General features: G+C 48.4%; 18 protein-coding genes, 1 tRNA gene, 1 rRNA gene and 1 pseudogene. 10 read left to right on the plus strand and 11 right to left on the minus strand.

The window, feature by feature from the left end; genetic code table 11:
• Positions 1 to 129 precede the first annotated feature (129 nt).
• Together JYB87_RS18760 and JYB87_RS14950 are read left to right on the plus strand one after the other, a co-directional pair.
• Positions 130 to 544: pseudogene (locus JYB87_RS18760) on the plus strand (Ohr family peroxiredoxin).
• Between the two features lie 224 nt (positions 545 to 768).
• Positions 769 to 1,191, plus strand: coding sequence for a hypothetical protein (locus JYB87_RS14950; RefSeq protein ID WP_207354257.1), 423 nt, complete (start codon positions 769 to 771; stop codon positions 1,189 to 1,191).
• 66 nt (positions 1,192 to 1,257) lie between these two features.
• Here the strand turns inward: JYB87_RS14950 and JYB87_RS14955 are convergent, their stop codons facing one another.
• Positions 1,258 to 3,150, minus strand: a complete 1,893-nt coding sequence (locus JYB87_RS14955) for a methyl-accepting chemotaxis protein (protein WP_207354258.1) — start codon at positions 3,148 to 3,150, stop codon at positions 1,258 to 1,260.
• 250 nt (positions 3,151 to 3,400) lie between these two features.
• On the opposite strand from JYB87_RS14955, the gene JYB87_RS14960 reads away from it, so the two are divergent.
• Together JYB87_RS14960 and JYB87_RS14965 are read left to right on the plus strand one after the other, a co-directional pair.
• Positions 3,401 to 4,795, plus strand: a complete 1,395-nt coding sequence (locus JYB87_RS14960; protein ID WP_207354259.1) for a thioredoxin domain-containing protein — start codon at positions 3,401 to 3,403, stop codon at positions 4,793 to 4,795.
• Between the two features lie 39 nt (positions 4,796 to 4,834).
• Positions 4,835 to 5,029, plus strand: a complete 195-nt coding sequence (locus tag JYB87_RS14965; protein ID WP_207354260.1) for a putative motility protein — start codon at positions 4,835 to 4,837, stop codon at positions 5,027 to 5,029.
• Between the two features lie 103 nt (positions 5,030 to 5,132).
• On the opposite strand, the gene JYB87_RS14970 is transcribed toward JYB87_RS14965, so the two are convergent.
• The 7 genes from JYB87_RS14970 to lptD all read right to left on the minus strand — a co-directional run bounded on the left by JYB87_RS14970 (position 5,133) and on the right by lptD (position 14,034).
• Complete coding sequence (locus JYB87_RS14970; RefSeq protein WP_207354261.1) at positions 5,133 to 7,154, minus strand: methyl-accepting chemotaxis protein; 2,022 nt, start codon at positions 7,152 to 7,154, stop codon at positions 5,133 to 5,135.
• Positions 7,155 to 7,247: 93 nt separating this feature from the next.
• Positions 7,248 to 8,063: a symmetrical bis(5'-nucleosyl)-tetraphosphatase gene (locus JYB87_RS14975; RefSeq protein ID WP_207354262.1), complete on the minus strand. Its 816-nt coding sequence runs from the start codon at positions 8,061 to 8,063 to the stop codon at positions 7,248 to 7,250.
• A gap of 8 nt (positions 8,064 to 8,071) precedes the next feature.
• A complete protein-coding gene (apaG, locus tag JYB87_RS14980) occupies positions 8,072 to 8,452 on the minus strand; it encodes a Co2+/Mg2+ efflux protein ApaG (protein WP_207354263.1) in 381 nt (126 codons plus the stop codon).
• Positions 8,453 to 8,497: 45 nt separating this feature from the next.
• Positions 8,498 to 9,304 (minus strand): 16S rRNA (adenine(1518)-N(6)/adenine(1519)-N(6))-dimethyltransferase RsmA, encoded by an 807-nt coding sequence (rsmA, locus tag JYB87_RS14985; RefSeq protein WP_207354264.1) that lies wholly within the window; start codon positions 9,302 to 9,304, stop codon positions 8,498 to 8,500.
• A gap of 16 nt (positions 9,305 to 9,320) precedes the next feature.
• Complete coding sequence (gene pdxA, locus JYB87_RS14990) at positions 9,321 to 10,304, minus strand: 4-hydroxythreonine-4-phosphate dehydrogenase PdxA (RefSeq protein WP_207354265.1); 984 nt, start codon at positions 10,302 to 10,304, stop codon at positions 9,321 to 9,323.
• 4 nt (positions 10,305 to 10,308) lie between these two features.
• Complete coding sequence (gene surA, locus JYB87_RS14995) at positions 10,309 to 11,613, minus strand: peptidylprolyl isomerase SurA (protein WP_207354266.1); 1,305 nt, start codon at positions 11,611 to 11,613, stop codon at positions 10,309 to 10,311.
• Between the two features lie 111 nt (positions 11,614 to 11,724).
• Entirely contained in the window at positions 11,725 to 14,034 is a 2,310-nt protein-coding gene (gene lptD, locus JYB87_RS15000) for an LPS assembly protein LptD (protein ID WP_207354267.1), read from the minus strand.
• Positions 14,035 to 14,166: 132 nt separating this feature from the next.
• On the opposite strand from lptD, the gene JYB87_RS15005 reads away from it, so the two are divergent.
• Genes JYB87_RS15005 through JYB87_RS15025 form a run of 5 tightly spaced genes read left to right on the plus strand, consistent with a single transcriptional unit; the run spans position 14,167 to position 18,362 of the window.
• Positions 14,167 to 15,204: an aminoglycoside phosphotransferase family protein gene (locus JYB87_RS15005; protein ID WP_207354268.1), complete on the plus strand. Its 1,038-nt coding sequence runs from the start codon at positions 14,167 to 14,169 to the stop codon at positions 15,202 to 15,204.
• Positions 15,201 to 15,869: an N-acetylmuramate alpha-1-phosphate uridylyltransferase MurU gene (murU, locus tag JYB87_RS15010; RefSeq protein ID WP_207354269.1), complete on the plus strand. Its 669-nt coding sequence runs from the start codon at positions 15,201 to 15,203 to the stop codon at positions 15,867 to 15,869. The genes JYB87_RS15005 and murU overlap by 4 nt, the downstream gene beginning before the upstream one ends.
• Before the next feature lie 38 nt (positions 15,870 to 15,907).
• Positions 15,908 to 16,678 (plus strand): co-chaperone DjlA, encoded by a 771-nt coding sequence (gene djlA, locus JYB87_RS15015; protein WP_207354270.1) that lies wholly within the window; start codon positions 15,908 to 15,910, stop codon positions 16,676 to 16,678.
• 58 nt (positions 16,679 to 16,736) lie between these two features.
• Entirely contained in the window at positions 16,737 to 17,378 is a 642-nt protein-coding gene (locus tag JYB87_RS15020) for an outer membrane beta-barrel protein (protein ID WP_207354271.1), read from the plus strand.
• Between the two features lie 18 nt (positions 17,379 to 17,396).
• Positions 17,397 to 18,362, plus strand: a complete 966-nt coding sequence (locus JYB87_RS15025) for a D-2-hydroxyacid dehydrogenase (protein WP_207354272.1) — start codon at positions 17,397 to 17,399, stop codon at positions 18,360 to 18,362.
• Positions 18,363 to 18,441: 79 nt separating this feature from the next.
• Here JYB87_RS15025 and purT read toward each other — a convergent pair whose 3' ends face one another.
• Positions 18,442 to 19,617, minus strand: coding sequence for a formate-dependent phosphoribosylglycinamide formyltransferase (gene purT / locus JYB87_RS15030; protein ID WP_207354273.1), 1,176 nt, complete (start codon positions 19,615 to 19,617; stop codon positions 18,442 to 18,444).
• Positions 19,618 to 19,856: 239 nt separating this feature from the next.
• On the opposite strand from purT, the gene JYB87_RS15035 reads away from it, so the two are divergent.
• Positions 19,857 to 20,162 carry a DUF1289 domain-containing protein gene (locus tag JYB87_RS15035; protein WP_207354274.1) on the plus strand — a complete coding sequence of 102 codons (306 nt, stop codon included), beginning with the start codon at positions 19,857 to 19,859 and terminating at the stop codon, positions 20,160 to 20,162.
• A 67-nt stretch (positions 20,163 to 20,229) separates the two neighbouring features.
• On the opposite strand, the gene rrf is transcribed toward JYB87_RS15035, so the two are convergent.
• Positions 20,230 to 20,345, minus strand: a 5S ribosomal RNA gene (rrf, locus tag JYB87_RS15040).
• 76 nt (positions 20,346 to 20,421) lie between these two features.
• Positions 20,422 to 20,497: transfer RNA gene (locus JYB87_RS15045), tRNA-Val, on the minus strand.
• Between the last annotated feature and the right edge of the window lie 26 nt (positions 20,498 to 20,523).

Genomic DNA, 20,523 nt, shown 5'->3' on the forward strand with positions numbered 1-20,523 from the left:
GAAGTAACACCAAAACACAATTAAATTGCGCACAATATACTTACATTCCGCCTAGAACTCGAATTAACATTGCTCACAATTTAATTCATCACAATATAAAATTAAGCCATCAACATCGGAGTATCATTTATGCTGTACCTAATCTCAGCCACTGCGAGTGTCGGACGTCAAGGTTAGGTTGAAACCGATGATAAACTGTTAGCTGTCGCGCTTTTCTACCCGAAACAGGTGGGAGGCAGTGGCAACACTACTAATCCACAACAGTTATTTTCCGCAGGTTATGCCGCCTGCTTTTCCAACGCTTTATTGTTTTTAGCCAATAAACAAATCTGCCGTTGGCAAAGGCTACTGTCACTTGCACTATCGGTATGCTCAGCAACGAGGTGGTAGTTTTGGCCTCACCGCCGCCCTAGCCGTAACGCTGGATTTGCCCGACGAAGCAGCAGAACAATGAGTACGCCACGCCCACCAAGTCTGCCCCCATTTAAACGCAATATCAGGCAATGTTGACGTTGCGCTCAGCGTCAACGGTAATTCACTCTAAGCTAATGAATGACCAATATAATTTTCCATTATGTTGGTCATAATTTTGGCGCATTACGGAATTTCAACACCGCAACACCACCCGTCAAAAAACCATCTAATTTATTGTTTTTTATAAACTAAACAGTTTCAATTTTTATTTGGAATAGTTTGCTTTTCAATTGTAAATGTTCTAATTTCATCCACCAGCGGCAATCTAGGTCTTCGTATTTGCAAGGAGGGCAAGTGATGCGTGCTATCGCACTTAGTACAGTATTGATACTGTTGTTTTCTAAATCAGTGATGGCGTCATGTAGTGACCAGCAGCAACTCGGACAGGTCGAATATCCATCCAATAGCTCCTATTTCAACGCCCAAGCATCAAATAAGCTCGATGAGATTTCTAAGGCGACGCATGATAAAGGGAATGGCTATTTAGTATTAGAGTTCAACCTGTTTCCGGTGGCAGCTGATAAGAAACTACAGCAATACAATATGTGGTTGGCGAATCGCCGTATCGAGCGGGTAAAGCAGTATTTAGCTAAATCTAAGCTGACAACGCCGATTGTCACCCGCATTAAAACGGCAGCACCAATGGAACAACGCCAAGTAGATATTGTATGGTGTTCGCTCTCTGGTGAAGCACCACAGCAAGTGATTAATCACTAATAACAAAATCCCAGCCCTAGTTGGATGACAAACCAAACTGAGGACTGGGATGTTGTATTTCTCTGATTATAAGCGGAACCGCCCCACCTCTTTTTGCAACGACTCAGCCAAACTCGACAGCTGCTGCGCTTTTTCAGTGGCGACCACCGATTCATCGGACAAAGTCATCGACACTTCACGAATCGATTCAGAGTTACGGCTAATCTCACTGGTAACCGAGGTTTGCTCTTCTGCTGCAGTAGCAATCTGGCTTGCCATTTCAGAGATATGATGAATCGCGTTGTTAATCTGCTCTAAACTACTGCTGGCAGATTCGGCATCTTGCACACTGGTTTCCGCCATGTGGTGACTGTGCGCCATCGAGGCGACTGCTTTTGATGCGGTTTGCTGCAGGGTTTCAATCATGGCCTGAATTTCTTGGGTTGACGCATGGGTACGCTGCGACAGCACTCGCACCTCATCCGCCACTACAGCGAAGCCTCGGCCTTGTTCACCGGCGCGTGCCGCCTCAATTGCCGCATTTAAAGCTAACAAGTTGGTTTGTTCGGCAATGCCACTGATGGTCAACAAAATACTGTTGATCTTTTGCGAGTGGTTATTCAGTTCACCGATGATTTGGCTAGCATTTTCAACTTCTTTGGCCAACCCATGAATTGATTGCTGACTTTTTACCACTTGTTGCTGGCCATCAACGGCTAAGGACACCGCATCTTGCGCAGTTTGTGCGGTTAACTCTGCATTGCTGGCGATCTCTGCGGTGGCACTCGCCATCTCGGTCACCGCGGTGGCCACCATTGTGATTTCATCTTGCTGAATCGCAATGCTTTGATTGTTTTGTTCCGCAGAGCGACGGGTATCTTGTGATTGGTTACCTAACTGCTCTGAAATCTGCCCCATACGACTGATCATGCCGTGCAAGTGCTCAACAAAGCGGTTAAAGCCGCCAGCGAGCACCCCGATTTCATCATAGTCTTTTTTAATATCAATCCGAACGGTGAGGTCACCCGCCCCTTGCGAGATATCATTGAGCGCTTGAGATACTCGCTCTAAATCGCGGAACTGAGCCTTAAATACTAGGAATAGCACTACGCCCAGCACGAGTAGGAAGGCCACGCCCACCATCGACATCATCCACGCTAATGAGGTCGCCGTAGACATGATGCTGCTCTTGTCCAACACAAACATCAGCGCCCAATCGGTATTGGGCACATTTTGCACATAGAGCAAGCTATCGGTGCCTTTGAGATTAAACTCCTCAAGATGATCCGAAGCTGCCCGCTGGCTGAGCCAACTGGCGCTGAAATGCGGTTCATGGTCGGTAATCGCTTTGCCATTTAACGCATCATTGGGGTGACTGATCACCAAGCCATTCCGCTCTAATAACACGCCATAGCCATCGCCCGGCAATTTGAGTTTGCGCACTGAGTTAGTGAGTTCTTCAATAGTCAGGTTCGCTGCGGCGGCTCCGACAAATTGCCCATTGACCATCACCGGATTGGAGATAGTCACCACCAGCTGTTTCATTGTGGCACTCACATAAGGAGATGAGATGAACACGGCGCGGGTTTCTTTGGCGCCTTTGTACCAGGGCCGAATGCGCGGATCGTAACCCGCGACATGTAGGCTAGGATCTTGGCGGTACATATTGCCCTGCTCGTCACCATAGTAAGTCAGCCCGAAAATCATGGCTTGATGCATCTCCATCAAGTAAGGCGTGACATCTTGTCCTTGCTGTTTTTCTAGTGTTTGCGCCAGTGATTTGACCGCATTTTCACGGTCTAACATCCACTGCCCCACCCCGCTAGAAAAGGTATTAATCAATTCGCGCACTTCTCGCTCAGTGCTATTCATGGCATTGGTTCGAATGAAGTAGGACGACATTCCCACCAGCAAAATCACGGTAAACAACACCGATAATGTACTGGCAGCTAACAGGCGAACTTTCAATGTAGTGCGCATGAAGACTCCTTGAAGATTTAGCAGCTGCGGTCAATCACAGGTAAGTTAACTATTCCTAAGTTTAGAAGGTAAACATACAAAATACCTACAAAGTCACAGACATTAGACCGGCAACCACGCAGAATGCAGCTAAGTAAGTGCAATAGATGATCACCACTGCTTTCTGACGTGGCTGAAATTCGATAATCACTAAACCATTTCGTCGAGCGAGGACATTGGACGACGAAACCGACGTAGAAAGGGTTGTTTTATGCTGAAAAAGCTAGTGCTGGGACTAACTTTAATGATGGCGGCGATTACCAGTGTGATGGCCGCCCCTGAAACTGTTGCATGGCATAAAGTGGACGCTCAAGGAGAGCTAAAAATTCCACTGTATTTCGTCTGGTCAAAGACCTGCCCACATTGTAAAGAAGCTCATCCATTTATCGATTCTTTAGCCGAAAAATACCCATGGATAGAACTGCACAGCTATCGTGTCGGTGATGAAGGCACCGCCGAAATGTGGCAACAATTGGCGGAAGCGACCAACAGTCCTAGCCGTTCTGTACCATTTTTATCTGCCTGCGGTAAAACCATCATTGGTTACTCTAGCCATGAAGTGACTGGCCAATTTCTGTTAAATCGACTGAAGCGCTGCTATCTCGAAAACGGTGGCCAATTGCCCACTGAGGAGATGCCCGGCAGTGATACCGTTGCCGCTGCACCGATTGCTGAGCCTGCCGAAGGTGAAAGCCTGTTTTCCACCTGTAGCAGTGACAGTGGTGATGGTGCTTGTGCCATTGGTGCAGATGAGCCAGAAGTACAACCGGTTGAATTACCATTAATTGGTAAAGTAAACCCTGACAGCATTTCATTGCCGATTCTTACCTTAGTGTTAGCCGGTGCGGATGCATTCAACCCCTGTGCCTTCTTCGTATTACTGTTCTTGCTATCGATTATGGTGAATGCGAAAAGCCGCAGCCGTATGCTGCTGGTTGGCGGCATCTTCGTGTTTTTCTCCGGCTTTATCTACTTCCTGTTTATGACCGCTTGGCTGAATATTTTTGAGCTGTTAGGCGCAAGCAGCGATGGGGGCATTATCATTTTAGTTGCAGGGCTACTGGCACTGGTGGCAGGCGCTATCAACGTGAAGGAGTACTTTTTCACTAAAGGCGAAGTGAGTTTGTCGATGACTGCGGAAAACCGCACCAGCTTAATTAAACGCATGGGCAAGTTGTCTAGCGCTTCAAGCTTATCAGCGATGATCCTCGGCACCACAGTACTGGCGATTTTGGCGAACGCTTATGAATTGCTGTGTACCGCCGGGTTCCCGATGATCTACACCAGTGTGCTATCGATGCATAATCTACCGACGTTTGAGCGGATGATGTATCTGGTGTACTACAACGTGGTTTACGTGATCCCGCTGATTGTGATTGTGGTGGCGTTCTCGATGACCTTGGGCAAACGTAAATTGACCGAGAAAGAAGGCCAAACTCTGAAATTAATGTCAGGCATTATGATGTTAGGTTTGGGGGGCACATTAGCGATGAATCCAGCGGCATTACAAAGTGTTACCGTTGCCATTGGGCTAATTTTTGGCGCAATCATCATCACCACTGTGATTGTGATTACAAGAAAAATTCTGCAGAAACGCGCAGCATAGCCGATAATTAGGTCATGAAGACTTAACACGGGGAACACGATGTCGACACCAGTAGCGTTACAACCTGCACAACTTAAGTTAGATGTCGGCGTTAGAGTCGCCCAACTGGCGAAGGAGCAGACCCAAGCGCAGGGTGAGATAATAATGAATCTCATCAGTGCCGCGGCTCCCACGCAAACTGTGGCACCAGCACCCGAAGGCAATCTTGGTAACAACATAGATGTGCATGTGTAACCCAGAGCAACACTAACCTTCACAAGCAAGTCTATTTCGAGAGCAGATCTAAACCATCTGCTCTCGTTATTTTTAGTGCTTGTGAACCTTCAGCACGCCATAGCTAAACCCAAAACTCTTTCACCGATAGCTGTAGCTCTTCAGCCAATTTTGCCACTTGGTAGCTGGATTCGGCGGTCTTATTGGCACCACTTGACGTTTTATCCGATAGGGTTGCAATGTGAGCTAACATCTCGGCCACTTGGCGGCTGACATCGGTCTGCTCTTGAGTCGCATTAGCAATTTGCGAGCCCGCTTCATGCGCCTGCTGCACCGCGCTGGCAATCGCTTGGAGAGCAAGATCAGCTAACTCGGTTTTTTGCACACACAATTGCGCTTGTTGCTGCCCCTTTTCCATTGTGGCCACCGCGTGTTTCGCGCCTTGCTGCAACACCTCAATCATCTGTTGTATTTCACGGGTTGATTGCTCTGTTCGTGATGCAAGATTGCGTACCTCATCTGCCACCACGGCAAAGCCGCGCCCTTGTTCACCCGCGCGAGCAGCTTCAATGGCAGCATTTAATGCCAGTAGATTGGTTTGCTCAGCAACCCCGCGGATCACGTCCAAAATCGAGCCGATGGCCCCGGTATCATGATGTAGTTGATTGATCACTTCACTGGCCTTAACCACTTCTGTCGCCAGTTGCTCGATGGTGCGTCGATTTTCATCGGCGATGGCACGCATTTTGTGGGTTTCTTCATCCGCTTGACTGATTTGAACCAAGGCGTGATCAGCACTATGTGACACTTGCTGGGCACTGGAGTCCAATTCGTTGGTTGCAGTGGCCACTTGATCCACCTGCGCTTGTTGCTGCTGAATACTGCTTAGCGATGCCGACATTACTGCCGAAGTTTGCTCCGCTGCACTACTGAGCTGATTGGCGCGAGATAAAATGCCGGTAATCAATAGCCGCAAGTTTTCAATTAAGGTGTTGCAGTTTTTAGCAACATCCGCCAACTCATCATTGCTGCTATCATCCAATCTGTGGGTGAGATTGCCCGAGGCCACCACGCTCAACGCCTTGTTAATTCGACTTAAGGCACTTTTTAACGGTTTAACAACAGCAATGGAAATCCCAATCGCAACCACAATTGCGAGTACCGCTACGGCAATCGTATTGGTTTGTGCCCCTTCAATTTGTGCCAGGGTTTGCTGATTAAGTTCTTGCGTCAGTCCCTCAATCGCGTTGGAGAGGTTTTTCATTGCGGTCAAAGTATCGGATTTGAGATTATCGGTTTGGCCAAGCATCTCAGCTAAGCGCTGCGTAAGCACCAGTTGCTGCCGTTTAGCCGCAACAATGGAGTCAGGCCCAACCAATTGCTGCAATAACTTGTCAGTGTTTTGCTTTAAGGCGCTGAGTTGCTGCTCATCTAGACTCGCTTTGCCGAGTCTAGTTATCTCTGCCAGCTTATTGTTTGCTTCTTGCACAATAAAACTCAGCTCCTGCGCGATAAGATCAAAAGTGCCTTGTTCGCCCGTTGCAACCAAGTCATAAATGCTGCTTACGGTGTTGGTCAGGCGCTGATCAAGCGTGGTAGCAATACTGGCGATTTGCTGCTGATTGGCATCGTCGCTCATGTCGAGATCCATCAACTCAAGCAGCACGACGCCGCTGTCATCAAGTTGGCGCTCAAATGCATTTCGGCGCTTAGTGAGTGTTTCTAACATCTGCAAACCGTTGGCCTTGTCTTCAATCATTCCTGCCGCTGCCAAGCTAAATTGTTGGTAGCGCTGCTGCAGTAGATCCGCCAACTGCAAAATGTCCTGCCGCTGTTGCACTAAGGTTTTGAGGTTAGTCAGTTGCTTGGCAAAAAATTGTTGCTGCTCGGAGAATCGGCTCGCAATATCGGCCATTGCCGAAATACTATCGTTGTGATAGCCGATAAGCAGCATACGTTGCTGTTCGGTCAGCGCTTCTGAAAGCCGATTAGTAGCATTGAGGGCAGGAATACTGAGCCCGTGGGTAACTTGAGTGGCTCGCTTTAATTCTTGATTGGCTAACCAGCTGACACTGCCCATCACTAGCAACAACAGTGTCAGCAGCGTAAAACCTGCAATTACGCGAGTTGATACATTCAGCTTCATATGCGGCTCCGCCTATCTTTGTCGCTCGTTCGGTTTTCTCAACCTGAGTATGGACAAAGTTTAGTAGGTCACCGCGCGAACGCAGGTTTTTAGCTATTTGAGTGCCGCTTGGGTAATGAACTGGTTAGCTTCTAGGTGCCACATGGTCATAAACTCACCCCAGCAACAGCCGGTATCCAATGGCAGAATCTCTGGATTGGTACGCTGCCCCATCAGTGCAGCCCAATGACCAAACACTTTTAAGGTCCCCGATGAGCGCGCTGGCACGTCGTACCATGGCGTCAATTCAGGATTACGCCCTCGCGCTGGTGGCAACTTACATTCAAAATCCAGTTGGCCATCTGCAAACAGATAACGCATACGGGTTAGCGCATTAATACAGTATCTGAGGCGCGCAAAGCCGGATAACGCTGGGTCCCAGCCTTCGGGGGTATTGGTGTACATTTTTTGCAGAATCGCTTCAACATAGTCCGGCTGCTGCAACGCTGCCGATACAGCTGCGGCTTCAGCGCGCGCGGTGGCAATATCCCATTGCGGCGGAATGCCAGCATGGGTCATGACCAGATTATGCGCAGGTAATTCGTGTAACAGCGGCTGTTGTCTAAGCCAATCGATCAGTTTATTGATGTCTTTAGATTCCAGTAATCTTGTCAGCTTATCGCCACTTTTGGCGCGACGAATACCGGCATGTACGCTTAACAGGTTGAGGTCGTGATTACCCAGCACCACGCGCCCCGCATTATCAAGCGATTCAAAAAATCGCAGCGTAGCCAAAGAATCTGGGCCGCGCGCCACCAAATCGCCCACCGCCCACAATACATCTTTAGAGGGATTGAAACTGACGCGGTCTAGCAGTAACCGTAACTCGTTAAAACATCCTTGAATGTCACCAACAAAATAGTTAGCCAAAACAACTCCTAATGAATAATTCCGGGTACTGCAAGGCGAAACGGTGCCACCATAGCGTAAAACTTTCGACCACTATCGGTCTTCATCTGATACTTACCTTGCATCACACCGACGGAGGTTTCAAGTACTGTACCGCTGGTATATTGATATGCTTCATTCGGTTTAATGTGAGGTGTTTCGCCGACCACGCCCTCACCTTGGACTTCATTAATCTTGCCGTTGGCATCGGTAATTAACCAATGGCGAGTCTCAAGCGTGACTGGTTCGTCGCTTAGGTTAATGATGGTGATGGTGTAACTAAAAAGGTATCGATCTTCTTTGGGAGAGGATTGTTGGTCTAAATACTGCGTTTTAACGTCTATTTTGATTGCGCTATCGTCAACAGTCATGTCCCATTCCATAAACAACAGGGCCGCTATTTAGCGGCCACATGCTTAACTATTTTTACTTGCCAGTAAGTTGGCGAGGGCAACGTATTGCTCAACGCTGACCTGTTCAGGCCTTAGACTAGCATCAATATTGAGGCGGCTAAACTCCTCATCACTGAATAGACCTTTGAGGTTGTTCCGCAGCGTTTTACGACGCATGTTGAATGCGGTAGAGGTCACATGCTGTAGCTGTTTGATATCGTCACATGGGTACGGCTTTTCTGCAAATGGCACCAAGCGTACCACGGCAGAATCCACTTTGGGCGGCGGTGTAAAGCTCTCTGGCGGCACTTCCAACACAGGAATCACTTGGCAGTAATATTGTGCCATCACTGTCAAACGGCCATAGGCTTTAGTGCCAGGTGAGGCAGACAAACGCAGCACCACCTCTTTTTGCAGCATAAAGTGCATGCTGGCAATCTGCTCGGCATATTCAAACAGATGGAACATCAAGGGGGTGGAGATGTTGTACGGCAAGTTGCCAAACACTTTCATCTTTTTGCCAGGCTGCATCAACTGCGAAAAATCAAACTGCAGTGCGTCACCTTGATGGATCTCAAGCTTGTCTTTCAGCACCGGATGCTGCTTTAAGCGCTCCACCAAGTCACGGTCAAGTTCGACGACGGTCAATTTATCAATCGATTCAGCAACAGGCTCAGTCAATGCCGCCAAGCCTGGGCCAATTTCTACCATCACGTGCTCGTTGTCAGGAGAAATTGCCCCAACAATACGGTTAATGATGTTGCTGTCAGTTAAAAAGTTCTGACCAAAACGTTTTCTGGCCGTGTGGCCAAGATGGACTTTATTACTCATTAAATTTCTGTATAGCTCAGTTTTTTGAGGCCAACTCAATGGCTTTGTTCAAGGCGCAGATAAAGCTACCTAAATCGGCTTTACCTGTTCCCGCAAGTTCAAGTGCGGTACCGTGGTCAACCGAGGTACGGATATAAGGCAAGCCGAGCGTAATATTCACCGACTGGCCAAAGCCCATCGATTTCAATACTGGCAAGCCTTGATCGTGGTACATAGACAGCACCACGTCTGCATCTTCGAGGTATTTAGGTTGGAACAAGGTATCGGCGGGTAATGGGCCGATAAGCGTGATGCCTTGCTCCCGCAGCTCGTTTAGCGCAGGGATCATTACATCAAGCTCTTCACGACCTAGATGGCCGTTTTCGCCCGCATGAGGGTTCAAACCACAGACGTAGATTTTGGGGTTTTCAATCGCGAAACGACTGACTAAATCGTTATGCAAAATACCAATGACTTGGTGTAAACGCTCGCGAGTAATGGCTTTTGAGACATACGCCAGCGGAATGTGAGTGGTCATCAACGCCACTTGCAATTTAGGACATGCCAACAGCATGACCACATCTTTGCATCCCGCTTGATGGGCAAAATACTCGGTATGACCTGAGAAAGGAATGCCTGCTTGGTTGATGATGCCTTTGTGTACGGGGCCCGTCACCACAGCATCAAACTCACCGCTGATATTTTTCTCACCGGCATAGGCCAAGGTTTCGACCACATAGCCGGCGTTTTGTTCGTCTAGCACACCGCAACGCGATTCAACCGCCATGCTAAAAGGCACAATCGTTAACGACCCTGCCTCTTGGGGTTTTGCTGGCATTGATGGCTGATAAGGTCGCAAATTCAAACCTAAGCCCAACATTTTGGCACGCGCTTGTAACAGTGACGGATCAGCACACACCACCAGCTCAACAGGCCAGCTGCGCTGAGCCAGTTGTACAACTAGCTCAGGCCCTATGCCAGCAGGTTCACCGGCAGTAATCGCGATACGTTTGGTAGTCAAACTGTTAACCTCTGATAGGCTCTGGTTCAAAGACTTCAATGTAAGCACTTGCGCGCATTTCGTCTAGCCAGGCTTGCAACTCTTCGTTGAATTTTCTTCTGAAGATCAACTGATGAGCGCGGTTGGTATTTAATTGCTGGGTCGCATCTGTCATGCGTGTATCATCCAGCTCAATGATATGCCAACCGAAGGTGGAACGGAATGGCTCGCTGAGCTCTCCCTTTTTCATGTTGTCGAGCGTTTGCTTAAACGCAGGAACATACGCGCTCGACTCAGACCAACCTAACTCACCACCTTTCGCAGCTGAACCTTCGTCTTCTGAATACTCACGCGCAAGATCGGCGAATTTAGCTTCACCACTGCGGATCTGCTTGAGAAACTCTTCCAACATCGCTTTGGCGCGCTCTTCAGACAAAATCGGTGATGGCTTCAGTAGAATATGACGCGCAAACACTTCTTTTACTTCTTTGGTTTCTAGACCACGCGCATCCAACACTTTAATGATGTGGAAGCCCGCACCACTCTTGATAGGACCAATAATGTCGCCCTTTTTCGCAGTGTTAACCACTTCAGCGAACAGCGTTGGCATCTCGTTGATGTTCATGTAATCCCAAATACCGCCTTCCAGCGCTTTCGGGCCTGAGGAAGACGCAATGGCTGTGGTACGAAAATCAGCACCACCTTTCAAGCGTTCAATAACCGCTTCTGCACGTTGGCGCGCAGAGGCTAACTGTTCGGTATCAGCATTTTCAGGGACATCAATCAGAATATGGCCGATTTGGAATTCGACGTTTTTCAGGCCTTGTTCTTGGATCATTTTCACCAAATGATCGATCTCTTGTGGCGATACCTGAATACGACGTTGCACCTGTATACGTTGAATTTCACCTAAGGTAATATCTTGGCGCAGCTGTTCACGATAGTGGCTAAAGCTTTCGCCGTCGGCTTCAACTTTGGCGCGCAGTTGCAGCAAGCTCATATTTTGCTGTGCCGCAATGTTGTTAATGGTTTCATCTAACTGCAGATCGCCGATGTGCAGACCAATACGGTCAGCGGTTTGCAGCTGCAAACGAGTCAAAATCAACCGTTCAATAACCTGGGTACGTAACGCTTTATCTGACGGCAGCGATTGCCCTTGCTTTTCAGCATCCGCTTTAACGTCATTGAGCATGTTCTGAACTTCACTTTCCAGAATCACCCCGTTATTAACCTGTACCGCAATTCGGTCCAAAGGCTGTGGTTCTGCCGAAACTGCATGGCTCATTGCCAGCGCAAACAATCCGAATATCAGTTTTTTACCAGGTGTCATTCAAAAATCCTTGCCACATTTTTTGTCTGGCGGCAGTCATTCCGCTGCCATTGTCGTTCAGTTTTGACTACGAGTTCATTTCGAGGTTCAGCAATCTACCACAAAAGTTGATTAATTCCTCAGATAAAGTGGTTTGCGGTAACTGAAGATACCGTCGTCCAGCATATCGCTGACCCCGAGCGGCCCTGAGCCACCTAACCCTTTAATCACGAAATTAAGCATAAATGCAGTTTCAAACAACTCGCGGTTATCTAGTACAGGGTTGTAGTTATCTTCGTAGTTAGTCTTGATATGGTAGTGATATGCAAAACGCACCGCCCAGCAGCAAGACTCATATTGGAATCCAGTATAGGTTTCGACCGCGCGCGATTCGTTAAGGTCGTAATAATAGTTACCCACAAAATAGACGTTATCGGTCAATGGCCACGCGGTACGAATACCGGCCTGCGAAATATCAACTTGGTCATTGGTGTTGCGGTTCACCAAGTCAGGCACATAACGGTAACTCAGCTGTACTAACTTATTAGGTCCCGGACGATAATCGAGGGTTACTTCGCTTTTTTTATTGTCGTGGTACTTGGTGTCATATTGAATTGCAGCACTGATAAACCAATCATCGTACAGATTGATATCGGTTTCAGCGGCCAGCACCGAGGTTGAAGTATCTTCGCTCAATTGGTCCGAATAAAGACTGACTTGGCTATTTTCAAAGTAGGCAATCTGACCCAAACTAAAGCGGAATTGCTCAACGTTATGCTCATCGAACATACGGGTAGTCAAACCCAAGGTGAGCTGGTTAGCATCAGCGATACGATCAAGCCCAGAGAAGCGACGATCCCGAAACAAACCCAGATAGTCTTGTTGCAGCTCAGCAGTATCATAGAGACCAATGTTTGACTGATCTTTGTGTCCAACGTACAGATACTGGAATTGTGGCTCCAAGGTCTGACGATACGGCATATCGAAGTAGTTGGTAAAACGCTCGAAATTCACCTGACCATTAATACGCAACTCAGGAACCGTACGACTGACATTATCCTTCAGCTGTGTATCCGCCCGCTCGACATCACGCTGGCTAAAGTAGGTTTGATAGAGTTTGACTTCACTGGTCAACGAGCCAGCTGGCCCTTGGAACGGCAAGGATATACTCGGTTCAACATGGAAACGGGTCGCCGTGTTGTAATGATTACCGCGATGTTCAAAGTTGGTCAGCTCAGTGTAGAGATTGAAATCAAGCTTGTTCCAGAATCTTGGTGAGCGATAGTTAACGCTCAACTGCGGCATCACTTGATAAGGGCTGATATCTTCGCCCAGCACCTTAATGTCCTGCACTCTGGCACTAAAATTCCAGAATTCGGTGAAATAGCTAATATCACCTACCCGCGACAACTGGTTCTCGGTGGAGCGATTGACATCAGAATTGAGGTCATTGAAATAGTTGTTGTCGGATACATCGATAAAGTTAGCCAGCACACGCCAGTTTTCATCGATTGCACCTTGATGACGGAAGTTCGCCATCCAGCGATCAGCGTTGTTCTCCAACATCGAATCGCTGCCTAAAAATTCGAGGTTAAACTGCCCCGATTGACGAGCCCCTGCGAGATAACGGAACTCGGTTTTGCTGAACAGTCCGCGCGAGCTCATGTAATCTGGAGTAAACGTAAGATCGTATTCAGGCGCAATGTTCCAATAGAAGGGAGTCGCAAATTCAAAACCATTCGTGGTACTTGAACTAATGCGCGGGAATAAAAAGCCAGTTTTACGCTTGCCCGAAATCGGCACTGTCATATACGGCATATAGAATACCGGCACATTGCCAATTTCTAACTTCGCATCCCAAATTTCACCCCATTCTTCAACCGGGTCAATTTTGATGCGGCGAGCCTTTAACAGCCAAGATTCGTCTCCCACAGGACAGGTAGAAAAATCACTGTCTTTTAACACCAACTTGTTGTCTTTGGTAATTTCCAGTTTATCGGCGCTGCCGTGCAACTGCTGACCATTCAACCAATATTGGGCGTTGTCTAGGGTAGCAACCTTGGAACCCATTTTGGCATTTAAGGAATCGGCCGTCACCGTGACCACGCTGTCTTGAAACACTAACTGACCATCGGCTTCAAACTTTTGCTCTTGCTGGTCGACCAACGCTTGCTCAGCAGTAACTTGACGCCCACTTTGGGTAAACACCACATTGCCATTAAAGGTTGCTTTATCGCCAAGCGTACCAGATGATGCATCAGATTTGATTTTGATAAGCTGACTCAACTCCTTGGCAGCGCCTTTTTCTGGCTTTGGCAAAGGAGGCACTGGCGGCGTGATGATACACTGATCGTCACTGCTTGCGTCAGTCTGCGGTGCCGTAGCTGCAACCGCGGTTACAGTCGGCAAAAGGCATAGCGTCACTAAATATCGTTTCAGCATCGTTGGTCTTTTTGCTGGATTCTCATTCGGGCTAATGTCGGTGGGAAAAGTTGCTTCACATATAAGCAATGCAGCTGTCAGAAAATCTCTGTCAATGCTGACTGTTTCCGGTATTTTTCCGCCGCTATAATAATGCAATTTTATGCCAAGAGCCACGAGGTTGCTTTGTCTGACTCTAGATTTCTTGCCCTACAGCAATGGCTTGCTGATTTTTTTGGCAGTCCTGTTACCCCAGTTTTAATCTCGGGCGATGCAAGCTTTCGCCGTTACTTACGCGTACAGCATGGCGGCAACAGCTATATTGTCGCCGATTCTCCGCCCGATAAAGTCGACAATCAGCCGTTTATTGCGCTTGCCAATGCCTACGCAGCGGCTGGTATATCAGTCCCTAAGATTATTGCGTTCAATGAAACAGCAGGGTTCATTTTGCAGCAAGATCTTGGTGATACCCAGCTATTGTCGCTGTTGAACAGCGACAATGTTAGCCACTGGTATGCAAAAGCCTTAGCGCTGCTGCCCCAAATTGCCAAGATCACCACATCAGCCAATGGCAGTTTACCCCGTTATGATGCAGCGTTCGTGGAGCGAGAATTAGCGATATTTCCAGAATGGTTGTTGGCGCATCATTGGCAGTTGTCACTTTCCGCCACCGAGCAACAACTGTTGCAACGCACGTTTAAATTGCTAACCGATAACGCCTTAGCACAACCGTTAGTGGGCATGCACCGAGACTTTCATAGTCGCAATTTGATGGTAATGAACGACGCATTAGCAGTGATTGATTTTCAGGACGCTGTGATTGGCCCACTCACCTATGACGGCGTATCGCTGTTGCGCGACTGCTATGTGCGCTGGCCGGACGCCTTGGTCGACCAATTATGTGTGCAGTTTTATCAGCAATGCCAGCAACAGCAGCTCTTGAGTAGCGAGGTAGCATTTAGCCAATTTCGTCGCTGGTTCGATTTGATGGGCATACAAAGACACATTAAAGCCGCCGGTATTTTTGCCCGATTACTGCACCGTGACGCTAAGTCAGGCTATATCAAGGATATTCCGCTTACATTAAGCTACATCCTTGATATCAGCCACCGTTACGCAGAGTTAACCGAATTTGCAGACTGGATGGAAAGTCGATTGTTACCACTGCTCGAACAGGATGTCAGCCATTGAAAGCGATGATTCTAGCCGCTGGGCGTGGCGAACGCCTGCGCCCTCTCACAGATCTGCTGCCCAAACCCTTGGTAACAGTCGCAGGCAAGCCACTAATTGAATATCATATCGAGCGCTTAGCGGCGCTGGGGATTCGAGAGATAGTGATCAACTGCGCTTGGTTAGCCGAAAAACTGATGGCGCATCTTGGCGATGGCTCTCGCTTTGGGGTGACCTTGTATTACAGCCAAGAAGCAAGCGCACTTGAAACCGGGGGCGGTATCAAGCAGGCACTACCGCTACTCGGCGATGCACCTTTTTTGGTGGTCAATGGCGACATTTTTATTGATAAACTTCCCGCACTGCCTACGCAGTTAGCGGCAGGCTGTTTAGCGCATCTGTGGTTAGTTGATAACCCGCAACATAATCCCAATGGCGATTTTGCGCTCATCAACAACCAGCTTTGCAGTGACGGCGAAAGCAAACTGACGTTCGCCGGGATCGGCCTTTACGATCCGGCCCTGTTTGCGAACTGCACTGAGCAACGTTTTCCGCTCGGGCCGCTGTTGCGCAACGCGATGCAGCTAAAGCAAATTAGTGGCGAACAGTTTACCGGTTTTTGGTGCGACGTAGGCACTATCGAGCGCTTAACAACAGCAGAAGCGTTCGCGTTAACACAACAATAATGGCAGTGGGATAACACACTGTTACGACAGGATTGATGATGCAAATTTGGGGTAAATTTTTTGGTGGTGTGATCGGTTTTATGTTCGGTCGTATTGCCGGGGCAATATTAGGCATTTGGTTAGGTCATCAGCTCGACAAGAGGATGTCGGGCGTACCACAAGGGATGCAAGAGCGCCAGGCGCTGTTCTTCGACACCACGTTTGCGGTAATGGGCCATATGGCCAAAGCCTCTGGCCGCGTCACCGAAAATGATATTCGCATGGCAAATGCGTTGATGGACAGTCTCAGGCTTAACGGCGATGCACGTCGTGAAGCGCAAGATGCTTTTCGCCGTGGTAAAGACAGTGATTTTGATCTGCAAGCCCACCTGCGCAGTTTTCGCGATCTGACCATTGGTCGCCGCGAAGTGCAGATGATGTTTCTTGAGATCCAAATTCAAACAGCCTTGTCAGATGGCGATCTTCACCCACGCGAATACACCATTCTGCAAACCATTGCGAAATACTTAGGCTTCAGTCAAGCGCAGCTCGATAACATGCTGCAGCGATGGCAAGCCGAAGCACGCTTTCAGGGTGCGGCCAATAATAGCGGCCCGTCACTCAGCGATGCTTACAGCGTGCTAGGGGTGGAAGAAAGTATTTCAGACCAAGATCTTAAGCGCACTTATCGTAAATTAATGGCGGAAAACCATCCTGATAAATTGGTCGCCAAAGGTCTACCGCAAGAGATGATGGAAATTGCTAAACGCAAGGCGCAGGATATTCAAGTCGCTTACGACAAGATCAAAAGTTCTCGAGGTATGCGCTAAACCGTTAATGCGCTAGATATCGGTCAGCTGTTATGGCAAAGACCGACAGGGAGGTGACGTGATACAGCGAATCGGATTATTAGTCGCGGCGGCGATGACTGTTTGCCTGAGCGCTCAAGCGTCTGCTGCCACCATTTTTGTAGCGCCCTTTGCTGGTTATAGCATCGGCTCAGCGGGATTAGGCACCAACACCAGCAACGATGGCTTCGGCTACCGCCCAAACGATAGAGGCGGCAGCTTAGATGACTCTGGCCACTGGGGCGTAAAGCTTGGCTATGCACGCGACGATTACACTGAATATTATCTGCTCTACAGCCATCAGCGCAGTACGCTACAACAGTACGCAGATGGGATAAATTACCCGATTGTCGATCTGTCCGTGCAGTACTTGCATCTAGGCGGTACGCACTATCTTACCTCTGGTCCACTGCAGCCGTATCTTGATGGAAGCTTGGGCGTAATACATTTTTCGCCCAATGTTTCTGACGACATAAATGACAGATTTTCCATCGCCATCGCAGGTGGGGCGCGTTATCTGTTTAGTTCGCATTTTTCGGTATTTGCTGAACTGCGGGGCTTGGCAACTTTCTTCGCCAATGATGATAGCGTGTCCTGTCAGCGAGATCGCAACTGTGTTTGGTCTGTCGATAAGAGTTTTTGGCAAGGACAAGCCAACCTTGGCTTGCAACTTCGCTTTTAATTAAATGGAGCAACACCCATGAGTACAAAGCCTAAAATCGTGGTGTTAGATGGATTTACCTTAAACCCAGGTGATCTTTCTTGGGAACCACTGCAAGCCATTGGGGAACTGCAGGTCTATGACCGTACCGCCCCAAACGACACCTTAGAACGTGCCCGCGATGCCGACATCGTCCTCACCAATAAAACAATATTGAGCGCGGAGTTGATTAACCAGTTGCCAAAGCTGCGTTATATCGGCGTGCTTGCCACCGGCTACAATGTGGTCGATCTTGCAGCGGCATCAGCTAAGGGGATTGTGGTCACCAATGTACCGGGCTACGGCCCAGACGCAGTAGCACAAATGGTGTTTGCTCATCTACTTCACCATACACAGCAAGTGGCAGCACACCACCAAGCAGTTGCCAATGGCGTGTGGCAAAACAGCATCGACTTTTGCTTTACCTTGTCACCGCTGACATCGTTAGCAGGCAAAACCATGGGCGTTGTCGGTTACGGCGATATTGGCTCACGGGTGGTAAATATCGCATTAGCATTGGGGATGAACGTACTCCTCAATACCCGTAGTCAGCGGGCTGACCTGCCCGAAGGTGTAAGTTGGGCACCAATGGAGCAACTGTACCGCGAATCTCATGCTATTTCGCTGCACTGTCCACTGACAGAAAGCAACGCGGGTATGATTAATCAAGATACCATCGCCTTGATGCGTGATGGCTGCATTATCATCAACACTGCACGTGGCGGTTTAGTGGATGAAGCGGCCCTAGCACACGCCCTCAACGCCGGCAAAGTCCGCGCTGGGGTTGATGTACTATCGAGTGAGCCACCAAAAGCAGATAACCCACTATTAACCGCAGCGAATATCAGCATTACCCCACACAACGCTTGGGCAACTACTGAAGCGCGGCAAAACCTACTCAATATCGCCATCAACAACGTGGCAGCATTTGTTCAAGGTAAGGTAACTAACTGTGTTAATCGCTAAGCGTTAGAACGACCGATAGACTACAAAAAGCCCAACACTTAATAAGTTATTGGGCTTTTGACTTTTATCCGTTTCGCAATTAGAAGCTAACTGTCACTTTAGCCGCTGCGGCTAATGCCTTTTCGACTGCGGCATCAATGTTCTCATCACGGGCTAGCGCAACGCCTAAACGGCGGCGGCCATTGATCTCTGGCTTACCAAATAAACGCAGTTGAGTGTCAGGCTGTGCTAAGGCTTCAGCTAATCCGTCATAACAAATATTGGTTGAGCAACCTTCTCGTAACACCACCGCCGACGCACTTGGGCCATGCTGATGAATATTGCTAATAGGCAAACCTAAAATAGCACGAACGTGCAAAGCAAACTCAGACAGGTCTTGACTGATCAAGGTCACCATGCCGGTATCATGTGGACGCGGCGACACTTCAGAGAAATAAACCTCATCGCCTTTGATAAACAGTTCAACACCAAATAAACCGTAACCACCCAACGCTTCGACGATCTTACGGCCAATGTCTTGAGCACGTTGCAATGCAAGATCAGTCATCGCTTGAGGCTGCCAAGACTCACGGTAGTCGCCATCTTCTTGACGGTGACCAATAGGCGCGCAGAAATGGATACCATTAACAGCAGAGATGGTGAGCAGCGTAATTTCATAGTCGAATGCAACGAAGCCCTCGACGATCACCCGCCCTTGTCCAGCACGACCACCTTCTTGGGCGTATTGCCAGGCTTTGGCGATCTGCGATGTATCACGAATGACACTTTGCCCTTTGCCAGAGGAGCTCATGACTGGCTTCACAACACAAGGCATGCCGATACGATTGACCGCATCATTAAACTCAGCTTCGGTGTCACAAAACTGATATGGCGACGTCGGCAGTGCCAGCTCTTCAGCCGCTAAACGACGGATCCCTTCACGATCCATGGTCAAACGCGTCGCGCGTGCTGTAGGTACAACATGCAGGCCTTCCGCTTCGAGTTCTAACAAAGTTTGGGTAGCGATCGCTTCGATCTCAGGAATGATCAGATGCGGCTGCTCCTGCTCAATCACCTTACGCAGCGCAGCACCATCCAACATATTAATTACGTGGAAACGATGCGCCACTTGCATCGCAGGTGCATTTGGGTAGCGATCCACACCAATCACTTCGACACCAAGGCGTTGCAGTTCAATGGCGACTTCTTTACCAAGTTCACCACAACCCAGTAACATGGCGCGTTTTGCGCCTTCACACAGCGGAGTGCCTAACATTATTTGGGTACCTTTATTTCGTTATAAGTGCGCTTTGCGCGCGATGGCGGTAGTGTACTCATTTGTGTGCCATCTTGCTGCGATTCCAGTAAAAATGTGAGCAAAATCACTTTGTGATTTTTAAAATAATCACGCTATACACGTTTAAAAAATCGCCTTTTATATGACAAAGTGCTATACCTTAGCCTCAAATACGAGTGATTTTCCTTTCCTTTAACCACAACAGCTGTAGATATTTAATGGAACAGTTAGCGTTTTTTGACATTCCCAGCCCCTGTATTGGTATCTGCCAAACAGATAATCGTGGTTACTGCAAAGGCTGTCTAAGAAGTCGTGAAGAACGCTTTGGCTGGTTAAATTTCTCCAACGCAGAAAAGAGCGACATTATTCGACTTTGCCAAGCCAGAAAACGTCGTCGACAACTGGCGATGCTGAAACAACGCCAAGAATCCGAAAAAATCGCCGCTGCAGAATTAAATCAACAACTGGACTTTAGTGCGTCAGAGGATACAACGTTAGATTTCAGTGATTTTTCGCTGGATTAATTTATTTCAGAACGGGACGCGGAAAAGCAAAAAGGCCACCCGTTTGGGTGGCCTTCTCTAATTGGGCGTCTGGCGATGACCTACTCTCACATGGGGAAACCCCACACTACCATCGGCGCGATTGTGTTTCACTTCTGAGTTCGGGATGGGATCAGGTGGGACCACAATGCTATTGTCACCAGACAAATTCTTTTCTGTTTCCGCCTTCTAGGCAAAAACAAGTAATTCGGAAAGCTGCTTTTTTGTAGTTCGTTTGAAATGGTGGTCGCTACTGGGTTCGAACCAGTGACCCCCTCCTTGTAAGGGAGGTGCTCTCCCAGCTGAGCTAAGCGACCCCTTTTCAAATTCTTTTAAGCTGTGT

The sequence above is a fragment of the Shewanella avicenniae genome (genome assembly GCF_017354945.1).
Lineage (GTDB): Bacteria > Pseudomonadota > Gammaproteobacteria > Enterobacterales > Shewanellaceae > Shewanella > Shewanella avicenniae.

Bases quoted from the DNA above. Each gene is read 5' to 3' on its own strand.
- JYB87_RS14955 (WP_207354258.1), bottom strand. From the start codon at position 3,150: ATGCGCACTACATTGAAAGTTCGCCTGTTAGCTGCCAGTACATTATCG.
- JYB87_RS14960 (WP_207354259.1), top strand. From the start codon at position 3,401: ATGCTGAAAAAGCTAGTGCTGGGACTAACTTTAATGATGGCGGCGATT.
- JYB87_RS14965 (WP_207354260.1), top strand. From the start codon at position 4,835: ATGTCGACACCAGTAGCGTTACAACCTGCACAACTTAAGTTAGATGTC.
- JYB87_RS14970 (WP_207354261.1), bottom strand. From the start codon at position 7,154: ATGAAGCTGAATGTATCAACTCGCGTAATTGCAGGTTTTACGCTGCTG.
- apaG (WP_207354263.1), bottom strand. From the start codon at position 8,452: ATGACTGTTGACGATAGCGCAATCAAAATAGACGTTAAAACGCAGTAT.
- rsmA (WP_207354264.1), bottom strand. From the start codon at position 9,304: ATGAGTAATAAAGTCCATCTTGGCCACACGGCCAGAAAACGTTTTGGT.
- surA (WP_207354266.1), bottom strand. From the start codon at position 11,613: ATGACACCTGGTAAAAAACTGATATTCGGATTGTTTGCGCTGGCAATG.
- lptD (WP_207354267.1), bottom strand. From the start codon at position 14,034: ATGCTGAAACGATATTTAGTGACGCTATGCCTTTTGCCGACTGTAACC.
- JYB87_RS15005 (WP_207354268.1), top strand. From the start codon at position 14,167: ATGCAATTTTATGCCAAGAGCCACGAGGTTGCTTTGTCTGACTCTAGA.
- djlA (WP_207354270.1), top strand. From the start codon at position 15,908: ATGCAAATTTGGGGTAAATTTTTTGGTGGTGTGATCGGTTTTATGTTC.
- JYB87_RS15025 (WP_207354272.1), top strand. From the start codon at position 17,397: ATGAGTACAAAGCCTAAAATCGTGGTGTTAGATGGATTTACCTTAAAC.
- purT (WP_207354273.1), bottom strand. From the start codon at position 19,617: ATGTTAGGCACTCCGCTGTGTGAAGGCGCAAAACGCGCCATGTTACTG.
- JYB87_RS15035 (WP_207354274.1), top strand. From the start codon at position 19,857: ATGGAACAGTTAGCGTTTTTTGACATTCCCAGCCCCTGTATTGGTATC.